Consider the following 17,087-nt stretch of genomic DNA (forward strand, 5'->3'; position numbering starts at 1 on the left):
GCGGGCCGACGGCATGGGATTTCGCAAGGCGGTGTCGCTCCGGGCTGCTGCGCGACGGAGCCGGGGGCGCCAACGAGGACGCGTAGTCCTGGACTCATGAGGCTCAACGTCAAGAGCCGCTCTCGCCGATCGCCCCTTGTCGCTCATCGCCCGTGTCAAAGAAGGTGCCGAGGTATTCTCTCGGTTCGAGGTCGCTCTCCCTGAGAAGGGAAAAGAGCTCGGCCCCGTGCCCAATCGTTTCATCGGCGAGCCGATATGACTGGGCCAGGCCCAGATACTCAAAGTCGTGCCCGTCGACATACTTCTCAGCCTCGCGTTCGGCCAGAAGGACGGCCTCTTCAGCCGAACCCGCTCGCCAGAGAGTGATCCGCTCCTCGTAGGCGTTGTACGGTTCGCCCCACCTGAAGATGCAGCGAACCGCGTACCACTCGTCCCTGGAAATCTCACTCACGAAAGGTCCCTCTTGGTCGTGCACGGCTCAGCCGTACAGGGAGCCTACGGTACCGTGACCTCGACCCCCCTTAAGGAAACGAGTGACGTATTCCGAGTTCGGTGGAGTCGGCTTGGTTGACTCTCATGCCGACTGGACGTTCGGATAGAGCATCTCGTACTCGATGGGGGTGAGCATCCCCAGGGCGATTCACCCGTCCACGTCCCGGCAATCGAGAACCTCGCCGTTGTCCTCAAGGAAGGGCGACTCTTCTTGAAGCGCCCTTCCGTGGTATTCGTGCCCGCGTGAGGCCGCAAGGTCCGACAGGTGTCCGGACGAGAACCGGTTCGAAGCCGATACACCATCGAGATTCGGGCTGACCAGATGTCACGTCTTTTTGTCGGTCCCCCTCAGTACTCTGAGCCTCGCGTTTAACGTGCATAGGGATATTTCCATATACCGGCAACGGAGGCGATCGTGTAGCTGAGCATTTCCACGGTTCAGCTCCCTCTGCCTGCCGATGGCTTCCCTCTTCCTCAGCCCGTCCGGTTCAGGACGGTTCACTCCCCCCTCGGAGGATCAGTGAGACTACGGTCTCTACTGGCGAGCACCGCTGTGCTCGTCATCACCGCGACGGCCGCGCTAGCGATCGAAGCACCGGCTCAGGCCACAGTCGCTGCCCCGGCTGTGGCGAAAAATCTCTTGGACGAGGTGAATAACGGCAAGAAGGTACGCGCGATCGTCGAGGTCAGGGGCTATGCCACCCGTGTGGCCGAGGCCCTCGAAGCGGCCTCGAGCGAGACCACGGTCATCGACAAGACGAGCTCCAGCGACTTCCTCGTCGTCACCGTCGACAAGCCGACCCTCGCCGCGGCCATGGCCGACGACATGGTCAAGGCCATCTACAAGGACGAGCTGAGCAAGGCGACGCTCGACGTCAGCACCAGGCTGATCGGTTCGGACAAGGCCAACAAGGCGGGCTGGACCGGCAAGGGATCCACCATCGCGATCCTGGACACCGGCATCGACCGTGATCACCCGTTCTTCGCCGGGCGGATCGTGCGCGAAGCCTGCTTCTCCACCTCCGATCCCGACCCGCTCTACCAGGCCGACTCGCTGTGCCCCAACGGCCAGCCGTCCCAGATCGGCGTGGGCGCGGCCGACGCCAAAACCGCAAAATGCGTCGTGAACGGCGCGGTCAGGTGCTACCACGGCACGCACGTCGCGGGTATCGCGGCCGGGAAGAAGGCCGGAACCGCGCCCTCCAGTGGCGTCGCGCCGGAAGCGGGCATCCTGCCGATCCAGGTGTTCTCCCGGTTCAACGGCCCCATCTGCCGGGAACTGGCCACCTCCGCACCGTGCTTCCTCAGCTTCACCTCCGATCAGAAGATCGCGCTGCAATACGTCGACCAGGTACACGCGGTACTGAACGTCGTCGCTGTCAATTTGAGCCTCGGCGTAGGTCCGAAGCACAAGGTCAACTGCGACCAGGACCCCGCTTACGGAGCTCTCAGGTGGGAGATCCTCTGGCTCAAGGACTTTGGCGTGACCACCGTCGTAGCGGCGGGCAACGACCTGCACGGGGACGGTGTGGCCAGCCCCGCCTGCATCTCCGCGGTGGTAGCGGTCGGCGCGACCGACGACCGCGACAAGCCCGCTCCCTTCGCCAACCGCGGTCCTCTGCTTGACCTCTTCGCTCCCGGCGTGGCCATCAACTCCGCCATGCCCGGCAACACCTTCCAGTCCCTGAGCGGCACCTCCATGGCCGCACCCCACGTTGCGGGGGCCCTGGCACTGGTCCGGCAGGCCTACCCGAACCTGCCCGGCGAGGGGCTTGTCGAGAAACTGCAGACCACCGGCAAGAGCATCACCTACAGCAGCGGCGGCACCACGGTGACCACCAAGCGCATCGACCTCGTCGCCGCCCTCCCGCTCAAGCCCACCGCGACTCCGACACCGACCGTCACCCCGACCGCGACCCCCACGGCCACGCCCAGCGCGACGCCCACGGTGCCGCCCATTCCCACTCCCACGCAAAGCCAGACGCCCGTCCCGACCGACCCCGGCACGGTCACCGACCCTCTGCCGGTACCGGACACGTGCCGGCGGGGCAAGGGCACCAAGCCGCTGAGCGCCAAGCGTTGGGCCACCGAGTTGCTTCGCGGCAAGGGCACCCTGGATGACAAGGTCCTCGCCTGTTACCTGTCGCTCGCCCAGAACGGCAGCAAGGTCTTCCCCGAGATCACCGACGCCGGTTCCATCGCCAAGGCGTACAAGGTCCTCGCCCCCAAGAGCAGGACCGCCAAGGCACTGATCGACCGTGAACTGCTGGCCGCCTGGCTCAACTACGCCCATGGCGTCTACAACGGCTCCGCCAAGGTCCACGGCGGTACGACGCTGAAGAAGGCTGTCGGCACCGCCGAGAAGCACCGCACCACCAATGGCACGTCCGCCCAGCTCAAGAAGGCGGCCGTCTACCTGTACGAGTACGTCAACAAGTAACGTCCGACCACAAGGTGGATGCCGATCGCGGCGCGACCGGCATCCACCTTGTTCCGACGGCCGCTCACTGACGCTGGGCAGGTAGGTGTGGATTCGTCCGGTCTCCGGCGGAGACCGGACGCCGTCCGGTGGCGGAAGGGCCAGCAGATGCTCTGGAGGAAAGTCCCTGAAGTTCGACGTGACGATGATCTGTGCCCTCACCTTGATCACCGCAGCCGGCACGTGCCAGCCATCTGAGTCCCAACGGGACCCCCCTCACCGGCGCAGCTTGAGGCCGAGCGTGCTCAGCGGGCCGGGACTATTGCGTGCAGAAACCGGGTCAGCAGGTCCGTCACTTCGGCGGGCCGCTCCAGATTGGGAAAGTGACCCGCCCAGGGCAGTTCGCGATGACGGGCATCGGCGAGCTGTTTCGGCAGCAGGGCGGCGATCTCCCGGAAGTCGGGCAGGTCGTGGCCGCCGGACATAGCCAGGCATGGGGCCGTGATCAGCGAAAGATTCACCTCCGCCTCGGTCGGTGCGAACTCCTCCGCCGCGGCCAACTGCACATCGAATGCACGCCGCTGCATCCGGCGGACCTGCTCTCGAACCGCGTCGTCGGCCTCGGGGCCCAGCCAGGTCTCCACATTCAGCTCAACGGCCCCCGCGATGTCACCGGCCTCGATCAGCGCCTCCTCCTGTTCGGCGAAGGATCGCAGCACGTCGCTGGGCTCGTGCCCGGGTAGAGCGGAACAGAGCAGTACCAGGGCCGTGACCGTGTCCGGCCGACGAGCGGCCACCTCCAGGGCCACCTTTCCGCCGTAGGAGGACCCCACCAGCGCCGCCCGTTCGATGCCGAGGCTCCTGAGCAGATCCGCGACATTCTCGGCGTCGTCGTACGGGCGGTCCGCCACCGGAGACTCGCCGAACCCACGGAAATCACAGCGGACCACCCGGTATCCGGTATCGAGCAGGGCCGCCCACTGGGCATCCCACATACGCCGATCGCACACCCCGGAATGCAACAGCACCAGCACCGGGCCATCGCCGGCCACGTCATGAGAAAGCGCCATCTGGGAGATTTTAGGCGAAGTCACATTAGGTGACATGTCGATATCACCGCCGGTCCTCGCCCGTCATCGGGGCCATGAACCCGGTGAACCTCCCCGGTCGCAGCACTGGCTCACATCAGCCACTAACGGTCCACCTCATGCCCGCCGCGATCACCCGGAACCACGCTCCGACCGCTACCGGTTGCAGCGGATACAACGGTCGCTTGGCCATGCTCAACGATGATGTCCAAGCGGCCTGGCGGTTCGCTGCGGCGATTGGGCGCGTTGGCGACGCTGGCCGCGACCGGCCGACGCGCGCAGGCCGCCGCAGGCGGACTGCCTTGACCTTGTAGTGATACTTGTCGCCGAAAACGGCTCTGGCCCAAGATCCGCACCGGATGCTCCGGGTGATCAGGGGCCAGGATCTAGCTGATTCCGCAGGTCTACGCGTCGCCGGAGGTCAGGCCTACCGGGCACGAGACGCCGGTGCCACCGAGGCTGGGGTATCCATCGGGTCTCCCGAGACTGCCACTGTCCGAGCGGGAGATCACCTGGTCGGATTCCAGCCTTCGGCTTCAGACGTCGGTGTCCTTCGGGTGACGAGGTGAGGCATAGACGACCCAGATAGTTCGGGTAGCGTCATCGACGGCATAGCGGACGCGCCCGCCGCTTGGTGACCTCGAATTCCCACTGCTCCAGTTCCTGGCCATTGTGGCGATGAGTTGAGAGGTCGCCACGTAGGCGATGTTGCCGCTCGTGATCGACCCGTGAGCGTGGGTCGGCGCGCAGTGCCTCAAAGCACCGGCGCGTGTTGGCCAGAGCGTGACGGCACAACTCCTCCCATCCCTTGACCGCATCGCTGCTACCGAACCGGATATCCCATTCGCCGTCCGGAGGTGGGACCGTGACCCGATCACCACGCTTCGGACTCACGCTGAGACCTCTACCGGTCCGAAGTCACCGCTTGTGGCCTTGCGAGCCTGGGCGTAGCGCACGGGGTCGGCCTTGATCCGAGCGGTCGCCCGCCAGCCCGCGATGACCTCCTGGGTGGTGACGTCGACATCCAGCTCCGCGGCATCGGAGAGCGCCTCTACCAGTTCCAGGGTGAAGGCACGCAGTTCGTCGGAGGTGAGGTGGCGGACCCAGGGGAAGACCTCGGGCATGGCGATGACCAGCGTGCGGGCGGTCGGATCGTGCTTGATGAGGGCGAGGAACAGGCGGGATGCGGTAGCCAGCGTCTGCCCGCGTTGATCCTCGCGGTCGGCGGCGGTCAGGTAGAAATCGGGGGCGTCGCGGTGGGTGATGCGTACGCGACCGAGGCGTGCGGCGCGTTCGGCGACGGCTCGGGGGTTTCTCGACAGGTCCGAGAAGGTGACGGCATCGGCGTTACCAGTACTCACCCCGCCATCGTAAGTCAGAACACATTCTGATAGATGGTGAACGCAGGAGAGATTGCTCTGCCGTCGCTTATTGGCGAACCGGGCAAGCCGAACCGTCGGACGGCTTACCCCGGAAAGACATGCAAGCGCGGGAAGTCATCTTCGGCCGGGTCCTCGCCCGTCCGGCAAGACCTCACGTGGATGGGTCACCTAGCTTGACGCTGGTGCCACCGTCGTCGCAGTAGCCCAGCATTGAACGGCTCTCGCCGTACACGGTTCCAGCCCGTGAACGGCGACGACGGGCTAACGCGACCCCGAGCAGAACTCCGTCCAGAGATCGACGGCTTCCTCCAGGTCAAGTGCGGCCACATCCTCGCGGGCCATGCCGACCGTATAGATCAACCGATCGGCGAGCCAGTCAGGAACAGGCTCTCGCGCGGGCGTCTCGTCGACATGGATGTGACCGGTCAGAGTTCCCAAACGGTCGATGACCTCGCCGAGGCGCACAACGTCAGGACGCGAACCGCCGGCCGCTTGGACTCGCGCTTTGGCTTCGGCGTAGACCTCGGCGTCGGCCCTTTCTCCGACCGCCCAGATCTCACAGATCTCAACCGCCTTGTCGTCGGTGATCCGGTAGACGACCCGCCACGTGTTTCGTCCGACGACGAGCTTGCGGAACCCGGTCAACTCGCCGCCCAACGGGTAGCCGGCCTCGGGGTTCTCCAGCAGCAGGAGGATCTCCTTCAGGACCTTGGGCACGGCGTCCGGGCCGATCCTCCGGAGATCATCGACAGCCGGGTCGGTGAATACGACGTCGGACATCGCTACTCGTCGTCATCCGGGAGCGCGGCCAGCGATTCACGGGTGTGCCCGAAAGCGGAAAGGACATCGTCGATCGATGTCCGCCGTCCACTGTCGGTGGCGGCCCTGACGAGAACCAACGCCAGATCCCGCAGATCGGCTGCGGCCTCTTCCAGCTCATTGAGACGCCGCATGCTCACGACGGCTGCGACCGGCTGGTGCCGACGGGTCACCACCAGATCCGCCCCCTGCTCCGCGTCAGCCACCAGACGAGCCACCCCGCGCTGCGCGGCCTCGGTGACCGTGAGTTCGGTCGCGTCACGAAGAACAGCCATACAAAAACTATATAGAAAACTATATAGAATGGCAATCATCAGGCCGAGAGCCTCGATCACCGAGCCAATCGGACGGGTCACCTAGCTTGACGCTGGTGCCGCCAGGGCCACAGTAGCCGTTGGGGATCTTAGGAAGTGTGGTGTCCGATTTCCGCCAGCGGTTTTCGCGGGGACCGAGGAGAGTCTTCGCGACGCGACGTGGCGTGGCGAAGGACAAAGGACAAGAGGGCATGCACAAGATCTCCAAGCTAAAAGTGCTGTACTTCGGGACCCCTGTGGTCCTCATCGGCTCCCGAAACGAGGACGGCTCGGCAAACCTCGCGCCGATGTCTTCCGCTTGGTGGTTGGACGACTCCTGCATGCTGGGTCTCGGCAACAACGGTCAGACAGCGGCGAATCTGTTGCGCGAACGCGAGTGCGTGTTGAATCTTGCGTCCTCTTCGATGGTCGACGCCGTTGACCGGCTCGCGCTTCTGACCGCGAAAGCAGTGATACCGGACTACCGGGTGCAGCAGGGTTACCGGTACGAGCGAGATAAGTTCGGGGTAGCGGGGCTGACCGAGCAGGCGGCGGAGCTGGTGCGGGCGCCGCGCGTCGAGGAGTGTCCCATCCAGTTGGAGTGCGTAGTGGATGAGGCGCACCCATTCGGCGGTCCGGAGACGGAGGCGACCGCCTTCCAGGTCAGGGTGGTGCGCGTCCATGTCGAGGAGGAATTGATCATCCCCGGGACGCACTACGTGGATCCGCTGGGGTGGGATCCGCTCATCATGAAGTTCTGCGAGTTCTTCGGTGGCGGGCAGAACGTGCATCCGTCGAGGCTCGCCGAGGGCTGGAACATGCCGCATCAGCTCCAGCGGGTGGCCGGCTGATCGTGGCTCGCGGCCGCGCCGTCCTCCGCAGCTCCGCCTGGCCTGCCGTACAAGGGATGTGCCACGGGATACGCGGCGCGCGCTGACGCAGGTCAGGCATGTTGCTGTACAGCACGGATGTACAGCGACGCAGTCGCACAAGTCCGTACGGCATCACACGTCTGGCCGGGGCGAGGAGCACGGTACGTCGTGACCGACCCCGGTTTGCACGTAGGCACTCATGGTGCTGTAGATCTACAGGTCTAGGGGGTCGTCTCGCGTGCGGTCGCGACGATCGCCGACTTCGGTGCTCGTCCCTATAACGACCTTGGACGATCACGGACGGCAGGGGATCGGCGACGGTGCCAAAGGGCACGTGACGAGGGGCGGAAGGGTGCTGTGGACGCCTATGGACAACCCGATCACTCCTCGTAATAAAGAGGTGTGAACAACGTCTTCGGCGCTTGGACAGCAAAACGGCTCGCGCCCACAAGGTGGCGCGAGCTGTACGGCAAGATCCGAAGAACTAATCTTCGGTCGTGACCAGACCTGTCTGGCAGGCGCCCCACTCAGATGGGTCGCCTAGCTTGACGCTGGTGCCGCCGATTCCGCAGTAGCCGCCGAGGTTCTTGTGGAGATACTGCCGGTGGCAGCGGTTCACTTCATGCGATCACACTGGCAGGCGGAGCGGGGCCAACTGCCGGCTGAGCCTGAGGACGGCCTTGACCGTTCGTGGGTCGGCGGCGGGGGCGAAGGGGGTGACAGGACGGGCCTCGGGCCCGATGACAAGACCGGTCCGCCCGTCGAGTGAGGCGTCGGCCGCGGCGAGGATCGACGGCCGTGCCGCCACTGACGCGGAGCCGGACGTGGCGCGTTCGAAGGTTCGTCGGACCAGCGGCCACAGCAGCCGCAGCCCCGGCGAGACGATCTTGGGCGACCGCATGGTGCCGTCGGTCATCTCGGTGGCCGCGCCACCCGGATCCGCCGCGAAGACCGAGATGCCCGTACCTCGCAGCCGCTCCGCCAGATCCAGCGTGTAAGCGAGGTTGGCGAGCTTCGCCCGGCCGTACCAGTGGAAGCCGTAGTAGCCGCCCGGCGGCTCGACGGCGTCGAAGGAGCGTTTTGCGACCCGGACCGAACCTGAGGTGACGCTCACGATCCGGCCCGGCCCTCCGGCCCGAAGCGGTTCCAGCAGCAGTTCGGTCAACAGGTACGGGGAAAGGTGGTTCACGGCGAACGACGCCTCGATCCCGTCCACCGTCTGTTGCCGGTCTGCGAACATCGCCCCGACGTTGTTGACCAGAACGTCCAACCGCCCCTCCTCGGCGAAGCGGTCGGCGAGCGCTCGTACGGCACCAAGCGACGCGAGATCCGCAGCGACGAATCTCGCCTCCGGACCGGTTGCCACCGCGTCGATCCGCTCGACTGCGCGGGCGCCCCGCTCGGCATTCCGGCCCACCACGGTCACCGCGTAACCGATCGCCGCCAGCCCCAGCGCGGTCTCCAGGCCGATTCCCCCGGTCCCCGCTGTCACCACAGCCCGTTTGCCCATGGCTCCGCCCTTCGTCAGCCGGTCGCTAGCGGATAGCTATCCGTTTCCTGGCTCGTACCGTAACATAAGCGGATGACTATCCGATTAGAGAAGTTGGGCGTGCGGCAGCGAACTTCCGAGCCGAGAATTCCGTACTGCCGTCAACGCGGGGGGCGCAGACCCTCAAGAAGAACATCGAGGTAGATCTCCGCGTACTTGGCGTCATTGTCGCCGGAGCGGACCGCGTGCTCGATGCCGCAGAGCAGGCGGCGGACGTCGTCCGCCTCGATGCCATGCCGAATGGCCCCCGCACGGCGGGCGCGGTCGAGTAATTCCGCGACCGCATGGTCAAGCTCGGCTTTCATCGCCGAGGTCCGCGCGTCGGCGTCGCTGGCGGATCCTAGCACCGCCGCGAACCCGGCATCGTCCAGCGCGCGTCCGAGAGCGAACCGCAGGAGGCGGTGCAGACCTGCGAGCGAATCCTCGTCGGCCGCCGCAACCTGCGCCTCCCGGACAAGCTGCTGGAAGCTTTCCGCCAGCAGTGCTTCCAACAGCGCATGCCGGTTGGGAAAATGCCGGTACACGGTCCCAACGCCCACTCCCGCGAGCCGAGCGATGGCGTTCAGCATGAGCGAGTCGTCACCTGCGGCCAACTGCTCCCTAGCGACCTGCAACACCCGTGCGCGGTTGCGCGCGGCGTCCGCGCGCAACGCCGTCCCCCGGTCAGCATTGGGTGTCACGGGCTCAGCCTAATGGCCTGCCACCCAAGCGCCGCGCGGTGCCGAGGGAAGTGCCCAGCCGCTCGCTCGGTCTTCCCCACGCGCCTCCTCCTCGGCGGGCGACCGACCAGGTCACAGGGCGTTGGACGTACGCATCCACCAGAGCCTCCTGGGACATGCTCACTTTGAGCGCGAGCCGTAGAGCAAGATCTGGGAAGCTGCCCCGCGGCCGAGACCAGGCCGGTCTGCTAAGAACCCTCTCGGACGGTTCACCTGGCCTGACACTGGTGCCACCGATTCCGCAGTAGTCGCCGGTTCAAACGGCCGAGGCATGCGGCGTGAATCGTCCCTTCCCGTTGGCAGCCCGGCTATGGGCGGCCCATGTGAAGCATGGTTTGACGTGACGCACGGCGAGCATGCCCTGCGTCTCAAGCAACCTGTTCAACCGTCCTGATGTGCCCCGCCACGAATGGCCGACATCGCGCAGGGTCGGCCTTCACCGTCCTGTCTCAGGCCGCGCACGCGCGGTCGGAGATGCGGGAGAGATCCAGGACCGCATACCGGTTGTCCGTGGTCTGCCAGAGCAGAATCGGCTCGGGGACAACTGCGCCGAGGGCGATCTCATAAGCACCGGTCTTGTCGTCCACCCCAGATCCGATGCGTGCACTCTTACCTGAGCATCGGTCGTAGACCAGCGCGGACGTCCCGATCTCCCCGTCGGAGATATTCATCGAGCCGCCCCCGTAGACGAACGGCAGTCCGAAGAGACCGAACCTGTCTGCGATCAGCCTCTGGCTCCTGAGTTCAGCCGGGACGGTCACACGACCGGTGCCGTTCCTGTTCTGCACGACCACCGTCGTCAGTTCATACGGGCGAGGAGGGAACTTGCCCGTGCACCATTCGACCCCGCACTGAAAATCCCTGACGTCCGGACCCGGCTCCACGGCCGGTCGCTTCTCGGCCGGGGGGACCGGCTCCTGCTCGCCGCCGGCAAGAGGGATCCGATAGGTACCGCCATCCTCGGCTCGCCAGATGACATGATCTCCCTCGATCTCCACCTCCCCGGTCCATGGACTCCCGTCCCACGGCGTCAGGGAGGCCACCTTTCGCATCTCCCCGCCCGACCTGGGCATGGACCACAGCTCCAGGTGCTGCTTTCCGTCATTCTGCAGGTGCGTGCGATAAACCCCAACGGTCCACGCGATCCGCGTGTCACCCACGGCCACAACGTGAATGTCATAGCAGCCACTACAGTCCGCCCACTTCGGCGCGGTGGCCAGCACGCGATGTCGCTTGGTCCGCAGGTTGTACGTCAGGAACCGGACCCGCACGTCGAACTCGGTCACTACGAGGACCTCGTCCTCGCTGAGCAGGGCCAACGGCCGGACATACGGTCCCTTCCCGAGCCTCGTAGGCACCGTAAAGATTGCCTCCGGCCATACGGCCACGGCCGACTTCACCTCGGGCACCTTGGGCAGAGTCGCAGGTCGAACCGGTGGCAACCCATGATTGATATCACCACTCGTACAGGCGGAAGCCGTGCCAACGGCGGCCACCACCAGCGACGCGACTACAAACAGCCGAAAAAAACAAGTTTTTCTCACGAACTTTCAGACGCATGATCCATGAATCAAGTTCCTCCGGCCATGGATAAATCATCGATCGCACAGCTGAGCAGGGATTACGCTTGCATGCGTCTTTCGTCGAACGCACGCAGTTTCGTTCTATGCATGAAGACAGCCGACGAAACCCCTGAGACCAACGCGGCCTGACGTTAAATCACCCTAAAGATTGGCACCTTTATCCAGGTTGAACGCCGCACTTCGCCTCTGACCAGTTAACTCAATGCCTCGGAGCGCAGCACCTCGGCTCGGAGAATACGAACGAGGTCCTTCGGCTCGGCGTTGTGATTCGTCTGTCGCCGAACCTCCTTCCGAACCGCATCGATCACCAGATCCGACAGCACAACCTGAGCCAGCGACTTGGCCGAGGTCGCCGCCCGCGCTTTCCATAGGTCATCGATCAAACGACGCTTGAAGGCTTCCTTGCTCAGGTAGAAGAGAGCATCCGTCTTCGCCGCCAACCCGGCCTCGCCAAGGAGATCGACCTCCAGGGCGAGGTCGATCACTACCGGCAGTCCTCCGGTCATGTGATAGACCTGCCAGACCTGCCCATTGGTGAGGATCATCCACTCGACCCCCTCGTTCACGGCATACATCTGAACCTGACGCAGATGCCTCAAGTTGAGCTTCTGGCTACAACGCTTGACCTCGATGAAAGCGACAAGCTGTTTCTCGATGCGAATCCCGTAGTCCGCGAACTCACCTTTGACCTGATATTCGGTCGTGAGCTCTTCGTACTTGTCGTAACCCAACCCATCGCAGAGAAAGTCAGTCACCAGCAGCCGAGTGTCTCCCTCGTTGGCATCTCTGGCTACGAGGTCAGCAAGAGGCTTGGAGTAGCGACGCACAGCCGCCCGAACACGATCTCGCGCATCCACCTCCCATTTCGGGGCAGCACGTGGGGCGGACGGCTTCTTAGCCAGGACGCCACGCTCCGCCACAGATGGAGAGAGAACCTCCTCATCTTCCTGCCCGGAAACGACCGCTGCTTCGCCTGCCTGCTCACTCATAAAACCCGCCCTGAAGTGCTAGTGGTTTGACAAGGCAGACTAAACGCTAACGCCGCATCTACATAGAGAAATCCGCCGCTCAATCTGTCTCAAATTCGCGATAGATTGAACATGAAAAATCTTCACAATCACAATTCACCCAAAAATTGGATATATAGGACCACATGAAATGCTCGCCTGGATTTTTTGCCGGGGCGCAGCGACAGTACGCCTGCACCGCAGGGGAGATCATTGGCTGACCAGTGCTGCACCGTTCATATCAGGTGACCGGAGAGTTTCAGACTCCGACGATCTTGACGGTTTTTCCGCAGAGCTTGTTCATGTCGTCCTCGTCGGAGGTGATGACGATCACCGGCCTGACCGCGCGTAGGGCAGTAGCAGCCACCACGGCATCAATGGCGTACTTGTGACCATGCAACCGGGCGTCACGCAGAAGCTCGATCGCCCGCGCGCAGACCTCCTCGGTCACCGGCTCGACCTTCAGCCGGGACAGATGCCATTTGAGGCGATCACCTTTCACCCGGACGTCCTGAGCCTCGATCGGCGTCATCGCGCTGACGACGACTCGGAAGTCGTTGTCCTGAGCTCCACGGACGATCGCGGTCACCCTCTGATCGGCCTCGCACCACCTGACCAGGCCTTCGCAGTCGAGGACCACGGTGCCCGCGCTCAACTTGCTTCGTGCGCGCGCCATCCGCCCTCTTCCTGGAGCTCGGGTGCCGACTTCACGCTGCGAAACAGCTCCGCCGCCTCATCGCGCAATCCCTGCGGAATCGGCCCGGCGGCGGCCTCGTTCGCCTGAAGCGCCTCCTCCAGGAGGTCTCGCTCGATCTGACGCTCAACCGCGGCATCGACATAGGCGGAGAACCCGCGCACTCCGACGCGTTCCCTGACCGCCCGGATGTTCCCCGCACGCAAGGAGACACTCACCTTGACCGCCGGACCGTCCCCCGGGGCGAACTCCCGCTCAGGCACACTCATGCAACTAGTTTACTACTCGAAGTAGCAAATGGTTGGGAAGCTCACCCATCGATGGATCGAGCGGTCGAGCCCTACTCCTCGGTGGGAACCAGACCCGCCTGGCAGGAAGCCCACTCGGATGGGTCACCTAGCTTGACGCTGGTGCCGCCGATTCCGCAGTAGCCGCCGGGGTTCTTGTAGAGATATTGCTGGTGATATTGCTCCGCAAAGTAGTAGTCGCCGGCGGGGGCGATCTCGGTGGTGATCTTGTCGTAGCCGGACTCGGTGAGCACCTTCTGGTAGGCGTCACGCGAGGTCAGGGCCGACTTCTCCTGCTCCGGCGAGTGGAAGTAGATCGCCGAGCGATACTGGGTGCCGACGTCGTTGCCCTGGCGCATGCCCTGGGTGGGGTTGTGGCCCTCCCAGAAGACGCGCAGCAGTTCCTCGTAGGACACCCGTGACGGGTCGAAGACGACGCGGACGAGCTCGGTGTGACCGGTCTGGCCGGTACACACCTCTTCGTACGTCGGGTTCTGGGTGTATCCGCCCGCGTAGCCGACCGAGGTCGTCACCACGCCGGGAGTCTGCCAGAACACGCGCTCCGCGCCCCAGAAACAGCCGAGGCCGAAGTCCGCGATCTCGCTTCCCTCGGGGTACGGCGGAGCTAGTGGGGCATCGAGAACCGCATGGCGCGCGGGCACCGCCATCCTTGTGGCGCGGCCCGGGAGCGCATTCTCCGGGGACACCATGGAAGTCTTGTTCGTACCGAACAGCCAGCCCATTGCGAACCTCCTCTGGAACACGTTTCACCGGAGAGAACCGTCTGGGGCACCCCCATGTTCCCGTAAGCGCCTCTTAATAATCCAGCAAGGAAGACTAACTTGTCTTAAAGAACGTAAGGGGCAAAGATTGCTACATGCCTGAAACGCGCCGTGGAGTCCTGTACGGCATCGCCGCCTACAGCATGTGGGGTCTGTTCCCGCTGTACTGGCCGCTCCTGAAGCCCTCAGGCGCCCTGGAGATCCTCGCCCACCGCATGGTGTGGTCCCTCGTCGCCGTCGTGGTCATCCTGGCGGTACGGCGCCACTGGTCCTGGATCGGCGAACTCCTGCGCTCTCCCAGGAAGCTTGGCCTCCTGACCCTCGCCGCAGCCCTCATCACGGTCAACTGGGGCGTCTACATCTACGCCGTCAACACCGGTCACGTGGTCGAGAGCGCGCTCGGATACTTCATCAACCCCCTGGTCAGTGTCCTGTTCGGCGTTCTTCTCCTCAAGGAGCGCCTGCGGCCGTGGCAGTGGGGCGCGGTCGGGCTGGGCGCCGTGGCCGTTGTCGTCCTGACCCTCGACTACGGGCGGCTGCCGTGGATCGCGCTGGTGCTCGCGGCCAGCTTCGGCACCTACGGGCTCGTCAAGAAGATCGCGCAGGTCGGCGCTGCGGAGAGCATGACCATCGAGACCCTCGTGCTGCTGCTGCCGGCGCTCGGCTACCTGCTCTATCTGGAGCAGCAGGGGACGGCCACCTTCGGGAGCACGGGTCCGGGCCACGCGCTGCTCCTGGTCGGGGCGGGTGTGATCACCGCTGTTCCGTTGCTCTGCTTCACCTCCGCCGCGATCCGGGTGCCGCTCACCATGATGGGCCTGCTTCAGTACATCGCCCCGGTCCTGCAGTTCCTCGTCGGCGTGTTCGTCGCGCACGAGGTCATGCCGCCCAGCCGCTGGATCGGGTTCGCCATCGTCTGGATCGCCCTGTCGCTCTTCACCTGGGACAGCCTCCGCGCCGCCCATCAGGCCCGCCGTACGGCCCTGGAGCCCGTGACCGTCTGAAGAGGCCTCCGCCCCGCGCGTCAGATCCACGGTGGGGCGTTGGAGTCCTTGACCGTCCGGGGAACCCCACGCCACCCGTTCTCATTCGCCACAGGGCAGTTGGAGCCCCCGGTCGCCGGTCGTCCTACCCCGGTGGGGCGACAGAATCGTTCAGCCCCGCACCGCCAGGACCAGTCGCGACAGCGCCGGGTCGTCGTCGGCCTGTTCCAGTGCCGCGGCCAGGGAGCGCTCGTAGGTGGGCGTGGCCTCGGCCAGGCGTGCCCGCCCCTCGTCGGTGATCACCGAGTAGACGCCCCGGCGGTCGGCCGAGCACAGGTCGCGCCTGGTCATTCCGGCCTCCTCGAGACGGGCGACCAGGCGGGTCACCGAGCTCTGGTTCAGTCCGACGGCCTCGGCCAGCTCCTGCATTCGCAATTCGCCGCCGGAGGCGCCGGCAAGCTGGACCAGCGCCCGGTATTCGGACAACCCGAGCCCGTGGCCGCGCTGCAGCGCCTTGGCCAGATCGGCCTCCACCCGTGCGTACAAGAGGGCGAAACGGTCCCAGGTCATCGTGAGTCTCCTTGCGATCTTCAGCTTGACAGGAGTCTACATGTGCATGCAACATTTGCATGCACTTACAAGCAAATCTGAGGAGCCAGAGATGATCCGCCGGCGAGTGAGCATCATCTCTGACCGGTACGAGCCCGATGCCATCTCCCCGGCCATCAGGGTCGGCGACCTCGTGTTCGCCTCGGGACAGGCCGGGTTCGACGAGAACGGCGTCACCGTGAGCGGCGGCTTCGAATCTCAGGCACGCCAGGCGTTCGCCAACCTGGACCGCGTGCTCACCGAAGCCGGATCCAGCCTCGCCGACTCGGTCAAGGTGACGATCATGGTTACCGACCTGGAGGCCAATCTGGAGACGATCGTCAAGTTGCGCAGGGAGTTTTTCGCGGAGCCCTACCCCGCCGACACCCTCACCCAGATCTCCCGCCTGGCCCGGGCCGACTGGGAGATCGAGATCGACGCCACCGCGGTGGTGCGTCAGTGAAACTCCCACCCGGACCGCCGAGGGGGAAACCGCGACCGCGCTGACGCGTCACGATGGCCGGCAGGTCAGCCGGAGCGCTCGATGACGTAGTGGCAGAGAGCCAGGTAGGCGGCGCGGGCCGGGATGTCGGGAAGTCCCATGAGGGCCTCGCGGGCACGGTCGGTCCAGGAGACCAGTTCGGCACGGGCGCGGTCCATCGCGGGGTTGGCGCGCAGCAGGCCGAGTGTCTCCTCGATGTCCTCCTCCGCCACCGGACCGGCCAGCAGCTCCCGCAGGCGTGCGCCCTCGGGCGCGTCGGAGGCGAGAACATAGAGCACGGGCAGGGTGCGGACACCCTCGCGCAGGTCGGTGCCGGGCGTCTTGCCGGACTCGACCGAATCCGAGGCGACGTCCAGCAGGTCGTCGCCGAGCTGCCAGGCGACCCCGATGGCCTCGCAGGCCTCCGTCAGACGCTCGACCACCTCGGACGAGGCGCCGCTGAGCATGCCGCCGAACCGGCCGGAGGTGGAGATCAGGGAACCGGTCTTGTCGGCCAGGACCTCGATGTAGTGGGCCACGTGGTCCTCGCCGGGGCGGGGACCCATGGTCTCGCGGATCTGACCGCGGACCAGACGGGAGAACGTCTGGGCCTGGATCCTGACGACGTCGGCGCCGAGGTCGGCGAGGATCTCCGAGGCCTGGGCGAAGAGATAGTCGCCGGTCAGGATGGCCACGGTGTTGTCCCAGCGGGCGTTCGCCGACGGAGAGCCCCGGCGCACCGGGGCCTCGTCCATCACGTCGTCGTGGTAAAGCGTCGCCAGGTGGGTCAGCTCGATCACCACGGCCCCCGGCACGACGCCCGGGGCACCCGGGACGCCGAACTGGGCGGCGAGCAGCAGGAGCATGGCCCGGAACCGCTTGCCGCCCGCCTCGATGAGGTGCTTGGACGCCTCCGTGACGAAGGCGTCCTTGCTCTCCACCGACGACCGGAGCAGCCTCTCGACCTCGGCCAATCCGGAGGCCACGTCCTGCGCCAACCGCTCGTCGACGAACGGCAGATCAACAACGGGTGGCGCAGCCATGGGTCC

18 protein-coding genes are annotated in these 17,087 nt (G+C 65.1%); 4 read left to right on the forward strand and 14 right to left on the reverse strand.

Going from position 1 to position 17,087, the window contains the following annotated elements:
- Nucleotides 1–109: 109 nt before the first annotated feature.
- On the reverse strand, nucleotides 110–451 hold the full coding sequence (locus tag CHC08_RS20115; protein WP_089209001.1) for a hypothetical protein: 342 nt from the start codon (nucleotides 449–451) through the stop codon (nucleotides 110–112).
- A gap of 690 nt (nucleotides 452–1,141) precedes the next feature.
- Between CHC08_RS20115 and CHC08_RS20120 the strand changes: the two genes are divergently transcribed.
- Entirely contained in the window at nucleotides 1,142–2,932 is a 1,791-nt protein-coding gene (locus tag CHC08_RS20120) for a S8 family peptidase (protein WP_245878442.1), read from the forward strand.
- Between the two features lie 284 nt (nucleotides 2,933–3,216).
- Here CHC08_RS20120 and CHC08_RS20125 read toward each other — a convergent pair whose 3' ends face one another.
- The 4 genes from CHC08_RS20125 to CHC08_RS20145 all read right to left on the reverse strand — a co-directional run bounded on the left by CHC08_RS20125 (nucleotide 3,217) and on the right by CHC08_RS20145 (nucleotide 6,556).
- The gene (locus CHC08_RS20125) at nucleotides 3,217–3,981 is read right to left on the reverse strand and encodes an alpha/beta fold hydrolase (protein WP_089208875.1); all 765 of its coding nucleotides are present in this window, start codon (nucleotides 3,979–3,981) and stop codon (nucleotides 3,217–3,219) included.
- A 908-nt stretch (nucleotides 3,982–4,889) separates the two neighbouring features.
- Entirely contained in the window at nucleotides 4,890–5,360 is a 471-nt protein-coding gene (locus CHC08_RS20135; RefSeq protein WP_089208876.1) for a hypothetical protein, read from the reverse strand.
- A gap of 282 nt (nucleotides 5,361–5,642) precedes the next feature.
- Nucleotides 5,643–6,161 (reverse strand): type II toxin-antitoxin system RelE family toxin, encoded by a 519-nt coding sequence (locus CHC08_RS20140; RefSeq protein ID WP_089208877.1) that lies wholly within the window; start codon nucleotides 6,159–6,161, stop codon nucleotides 5,643–5,645.
- Nucleotides 6,162–6,163: 2 nt separating this feature from the next.
- Nucleotides 6,164–6,556: a type II toxin-antitoxin system Phd/YefM family antitoxin gene (locus tag CHC08_RS20145; protein WP_245878432.1), complete on the reverse strand. Its 393-nt coding sequence runs from the start codon at nucleotides 6,554–6,556 to the stop codon at nucleotides 6,164–6,166.
- 149 nt (nucleotides 6,557–6,705) lie between these two features.
- On the opposite strand from CHC08_RS20145, the gene CHC08_RS20150 reads away from it, so the two are divergent.
- Nucleotides 6,706–7,344 carry a flavin reductase family protein gene (locus CHC08_RS20150; protein WP_089209002.1) on the forward strand — a complete coding sequence of 213 codons (639 nt, stop codon included), beginning with the start codon at nucleotides 6,706–6,708 and terminating at the stop codon, nucleotides 7,342–7,344.
- Between the two features lie 649 nt (nucleotides 7,345–7,993).
- On the opposite strand, the gene CHC08_RS20155 is transcribed toward CHC08_RS20150, so the two are convergent.
- From CHC08_RS20155 to msrA, 7 genes are all read right to left on the reverse strand, one after another.
- Entirely contained in the window at nucleotides 7,994–8,875 is an 882-nt protein-coding gene (locus tag CHC08_RS20155; RefSeq protein ID WP_089208879.1) for an SDR family NAD(P)-dependent oxidoreductase, read from the reverse strand.
- A gap of 140 nt (nucleotides 8,876–9,015) precedes the next feature.
- A complete protein-coding gene (locus tag CHC08_RS20160; protein ID WP_218825390.1) occupies nucleotides 9,016–9,594 on the reverse strand; it encodes a TetR/AcrR family transcriptional regulator in 579 nt (192 codons plus the stop codon).
- Nucleotides 9,595–10,082: 488 nt separating this feature from the next.
- Nucleotides 10,083–11,033 carry a TolB-like translocation protein gene (locus CHC08_RS20165; protein ID WP_143653286.1) on the reverse strand — a complete coding sequence of 317 codons (951 nt, stop codon included), beginning with the start codon at nucleotides 11,031–11,033 and terminating at the stop codon, nucleotides 10,083–10,085.
- Nucleotides 11,034–11,410: 377 nt separating this feature from the next.
- Nucleotides 11,411–12,205: a type I restriction enzyme HsdR N-terminal domain-containing protein gene (locus tag CHC08_RS20170; RefSeq protein ID WP_089208881.1), complete on the reverse strand. Its 795-nt coding sequence runs from the start codon at nucleotides 12,203–12,205 to the stop codon at nucleotides 11,411–11,413.
- Between the two features lie 277 nt (nucleotides 12,206–12,482).
- On the reverse strand, nucleotides 12,483–12,899 hold the full coding sequence (locus CHC08_RS20175; protein WP_089208882.1) for a PIN domain-containing protein: 417 nt from the start codon (nucleotides 12,897–12,899) through the stop codon (nucleotides 12,483–12,485).
- Entirely contained in the window at nucleotides 12,875–13,186 is a 312-nt protein-coding gene (locus CHC08_RS20180) for a hypothetical protein (RefSeq protein ID WP_143653287.1), read from the reverse strand. Before CHC08_RS20180 ends, CHC08_RS20175 begins: the two co-directional genes overlap by 25 nt.
- A 71-nt stretch (nucleotides 13,187–13,257) precedes the next feature.
- Nucleotides 13,258–13,947: a peptide-methionine (S)-S-oxide reductase MsrA gene (msrA, locus tag CHC08_RS20185; protein WP_089208884.1), complete on the reverse strand. Its 690-nt coding sequence runs from the start codon at nucleotides 13,945–13,947 to the stop codon at nucleotides 13,258–13,260.
- A gap of 134 nt (nucleotides 13,948–14,081) precedes the next feature.
- On the opposite strand from msrA, the gene rarD reads away from it, so the two are divergent.
- Nucleotides 14,082–14,990, forward strand: a complete 909-nt coding sequence (rarD, locus tag CHC08_RS20190) for an EamA family transporter RarD (RefSeq protein WP_089208885.1) — start codon at nucleotides 14,082–14,084, stop codon at nucleotides 14,988–14,990.
- A gap of 150 nt (nucleotides 14,991–15,140) precedes the next feature.
- Here the strand turns inward: rarD and CHC08_RS20195 are convergent, their stop codons facing one another.
- Complete coding sequence (locus CHC08_RS20195) at nucleotides 15,141–15,539, reverse strand: MarR family winged helix-turn-helix transcriptional regulator (RefSeq protein WP_089208886.1); 399 nt, start codon at nucleotides 15,537–15,539, stop codon at nucleotides 15,141–15,143.
- Nucleotides 15,540–15,630: 91 nt separating this feature from the next.
- Between CHC08_RS20195 and CHC08_RS20200 the strand changes: the two genes are divergently transcribed.
- Nucleotides 15,631–16,020 (forward strand): RidA family protein, encoded by a 390-nt coding sequence (locus CHC08_RS20200; protein WP_179282121.1) that lies wholly within the window; start codon nucleotides 15,631–15,633, stop codon nucleotides 16,018–16,020.
- A 65-nt stretch (nucleotides 16,021–16,085) separates the two neighbouring features.
- Here the strand turns inward: CHC08_RS20200 and CHC08_RS20205 are convergent, their stop codons facing one another.
- Entirely contained in the window at nucleotides 16,086–17,081 is a 996-nt protein-coding gene (locus CHC08_RS20205; protein ID WP_089208887.1) for a polyprenyl synthetase family protein, read from the reverse strand.
- Nucleotides 17,082–17,087: the final 6 nt, after the last annotated feature.

It is taken from the genome of Streptosporangium subroseum (genome assembly GCF_900188345.1).
Taxonomy (GTDB): domain Bacteria; phylum Actinomycetota; class Actinomycetes; order Streptosporangiales; family Streptosporangiaceae; genus Streptosporangium; species Streptosporangium subroseum.

Bases quoted from the DNA above. Each gene is read 5' to 3' on its own strand.
- CHC08_RS20155 (WP_089208879.1), bottom strand. From the start codon at position 8,875: ATGGGCAAACGGGCTGTGGTGACAGCGGGGACCGGGGGAATCGGCCTG.
- CHC08_RS20195 (WP_089208886.1), bottom strand. From the start codon at position 15,539: ATGACCTGGGACCGTTTCGCCCTCTTGTACGCACGGGTGGAGGCCGAT.
- rarD (WP_089208885.1), top strand. From the start codon at position 14,082: ATGCCTGAAACGCGCCGTGGAGTCCTGTACGGCATCGCCGCCTACAGC.
- CHC08_RS20170 (WP_089208881.1), bottom strand. From the start codon at position 12,205: ATGAGTGAGCAGGCAGGCGAAGCAGCGGTCGTTTCCGGGCAGGAAGAT.
- CHC08_RS20175 (WP_089208882.1), bottom strand. From the start codon at position 12,899: ATGGCGCGCGCACGAAGCAAGTTGAGCGCGGGCACCGTGGTCCTCGAC.
- CHC08_RS20200 (WP_179282121.1), top strand. From the start codon at position 15,631: ATGATCCGCCGGCGAGTGAGCATCATCTCTGACCGGTACGAGCCCGAT.
- CHC08_RS20150 (WP_089209002.1), top strand. From the start codon at position 6,706: ATGCACAAGATCTCCAAGCTAAAAGTGCTGTACTTCGGGACCCCTGTG.
- CHC08_RS20125 (WP_089208875.1), bottom strand. From the start codon at position 3,981: ATGGCGCTTTCTCATGACGTGGCCGGCGATGGCCCGGTGCTGGTGCTG.
- msrA (WP_089208884.1), bottom strand. From the start codon at position 13,947: ATGGGCTGGCTGTTCGGTACGAACAAGACTTCCATGGTGTCCCCGGAG.
- CHC08_RS20180 (WP_143653287.1), bottom strand. From the start codon at position 13,186: ATGAGTGTGCCTGAGCGGGAGTTCGCCCCGGGGGACGGTCCGGCGGTC.
- CHC08_RS20205 (WP_089208887.1), bottom strand. From the start codon at position 17,081: ATGGCTGCGCCACCCGTTGTTGATCTGCCGTTCGTCGACGAGCGGTTG.
- CHC08_RS20140 (WP_089208877.1), bottom strand. From the start codon at position 6,161: ATGTCCGACGTCGTATTCACCGACCCGGCTGTCGATGATCTCCGGAGG.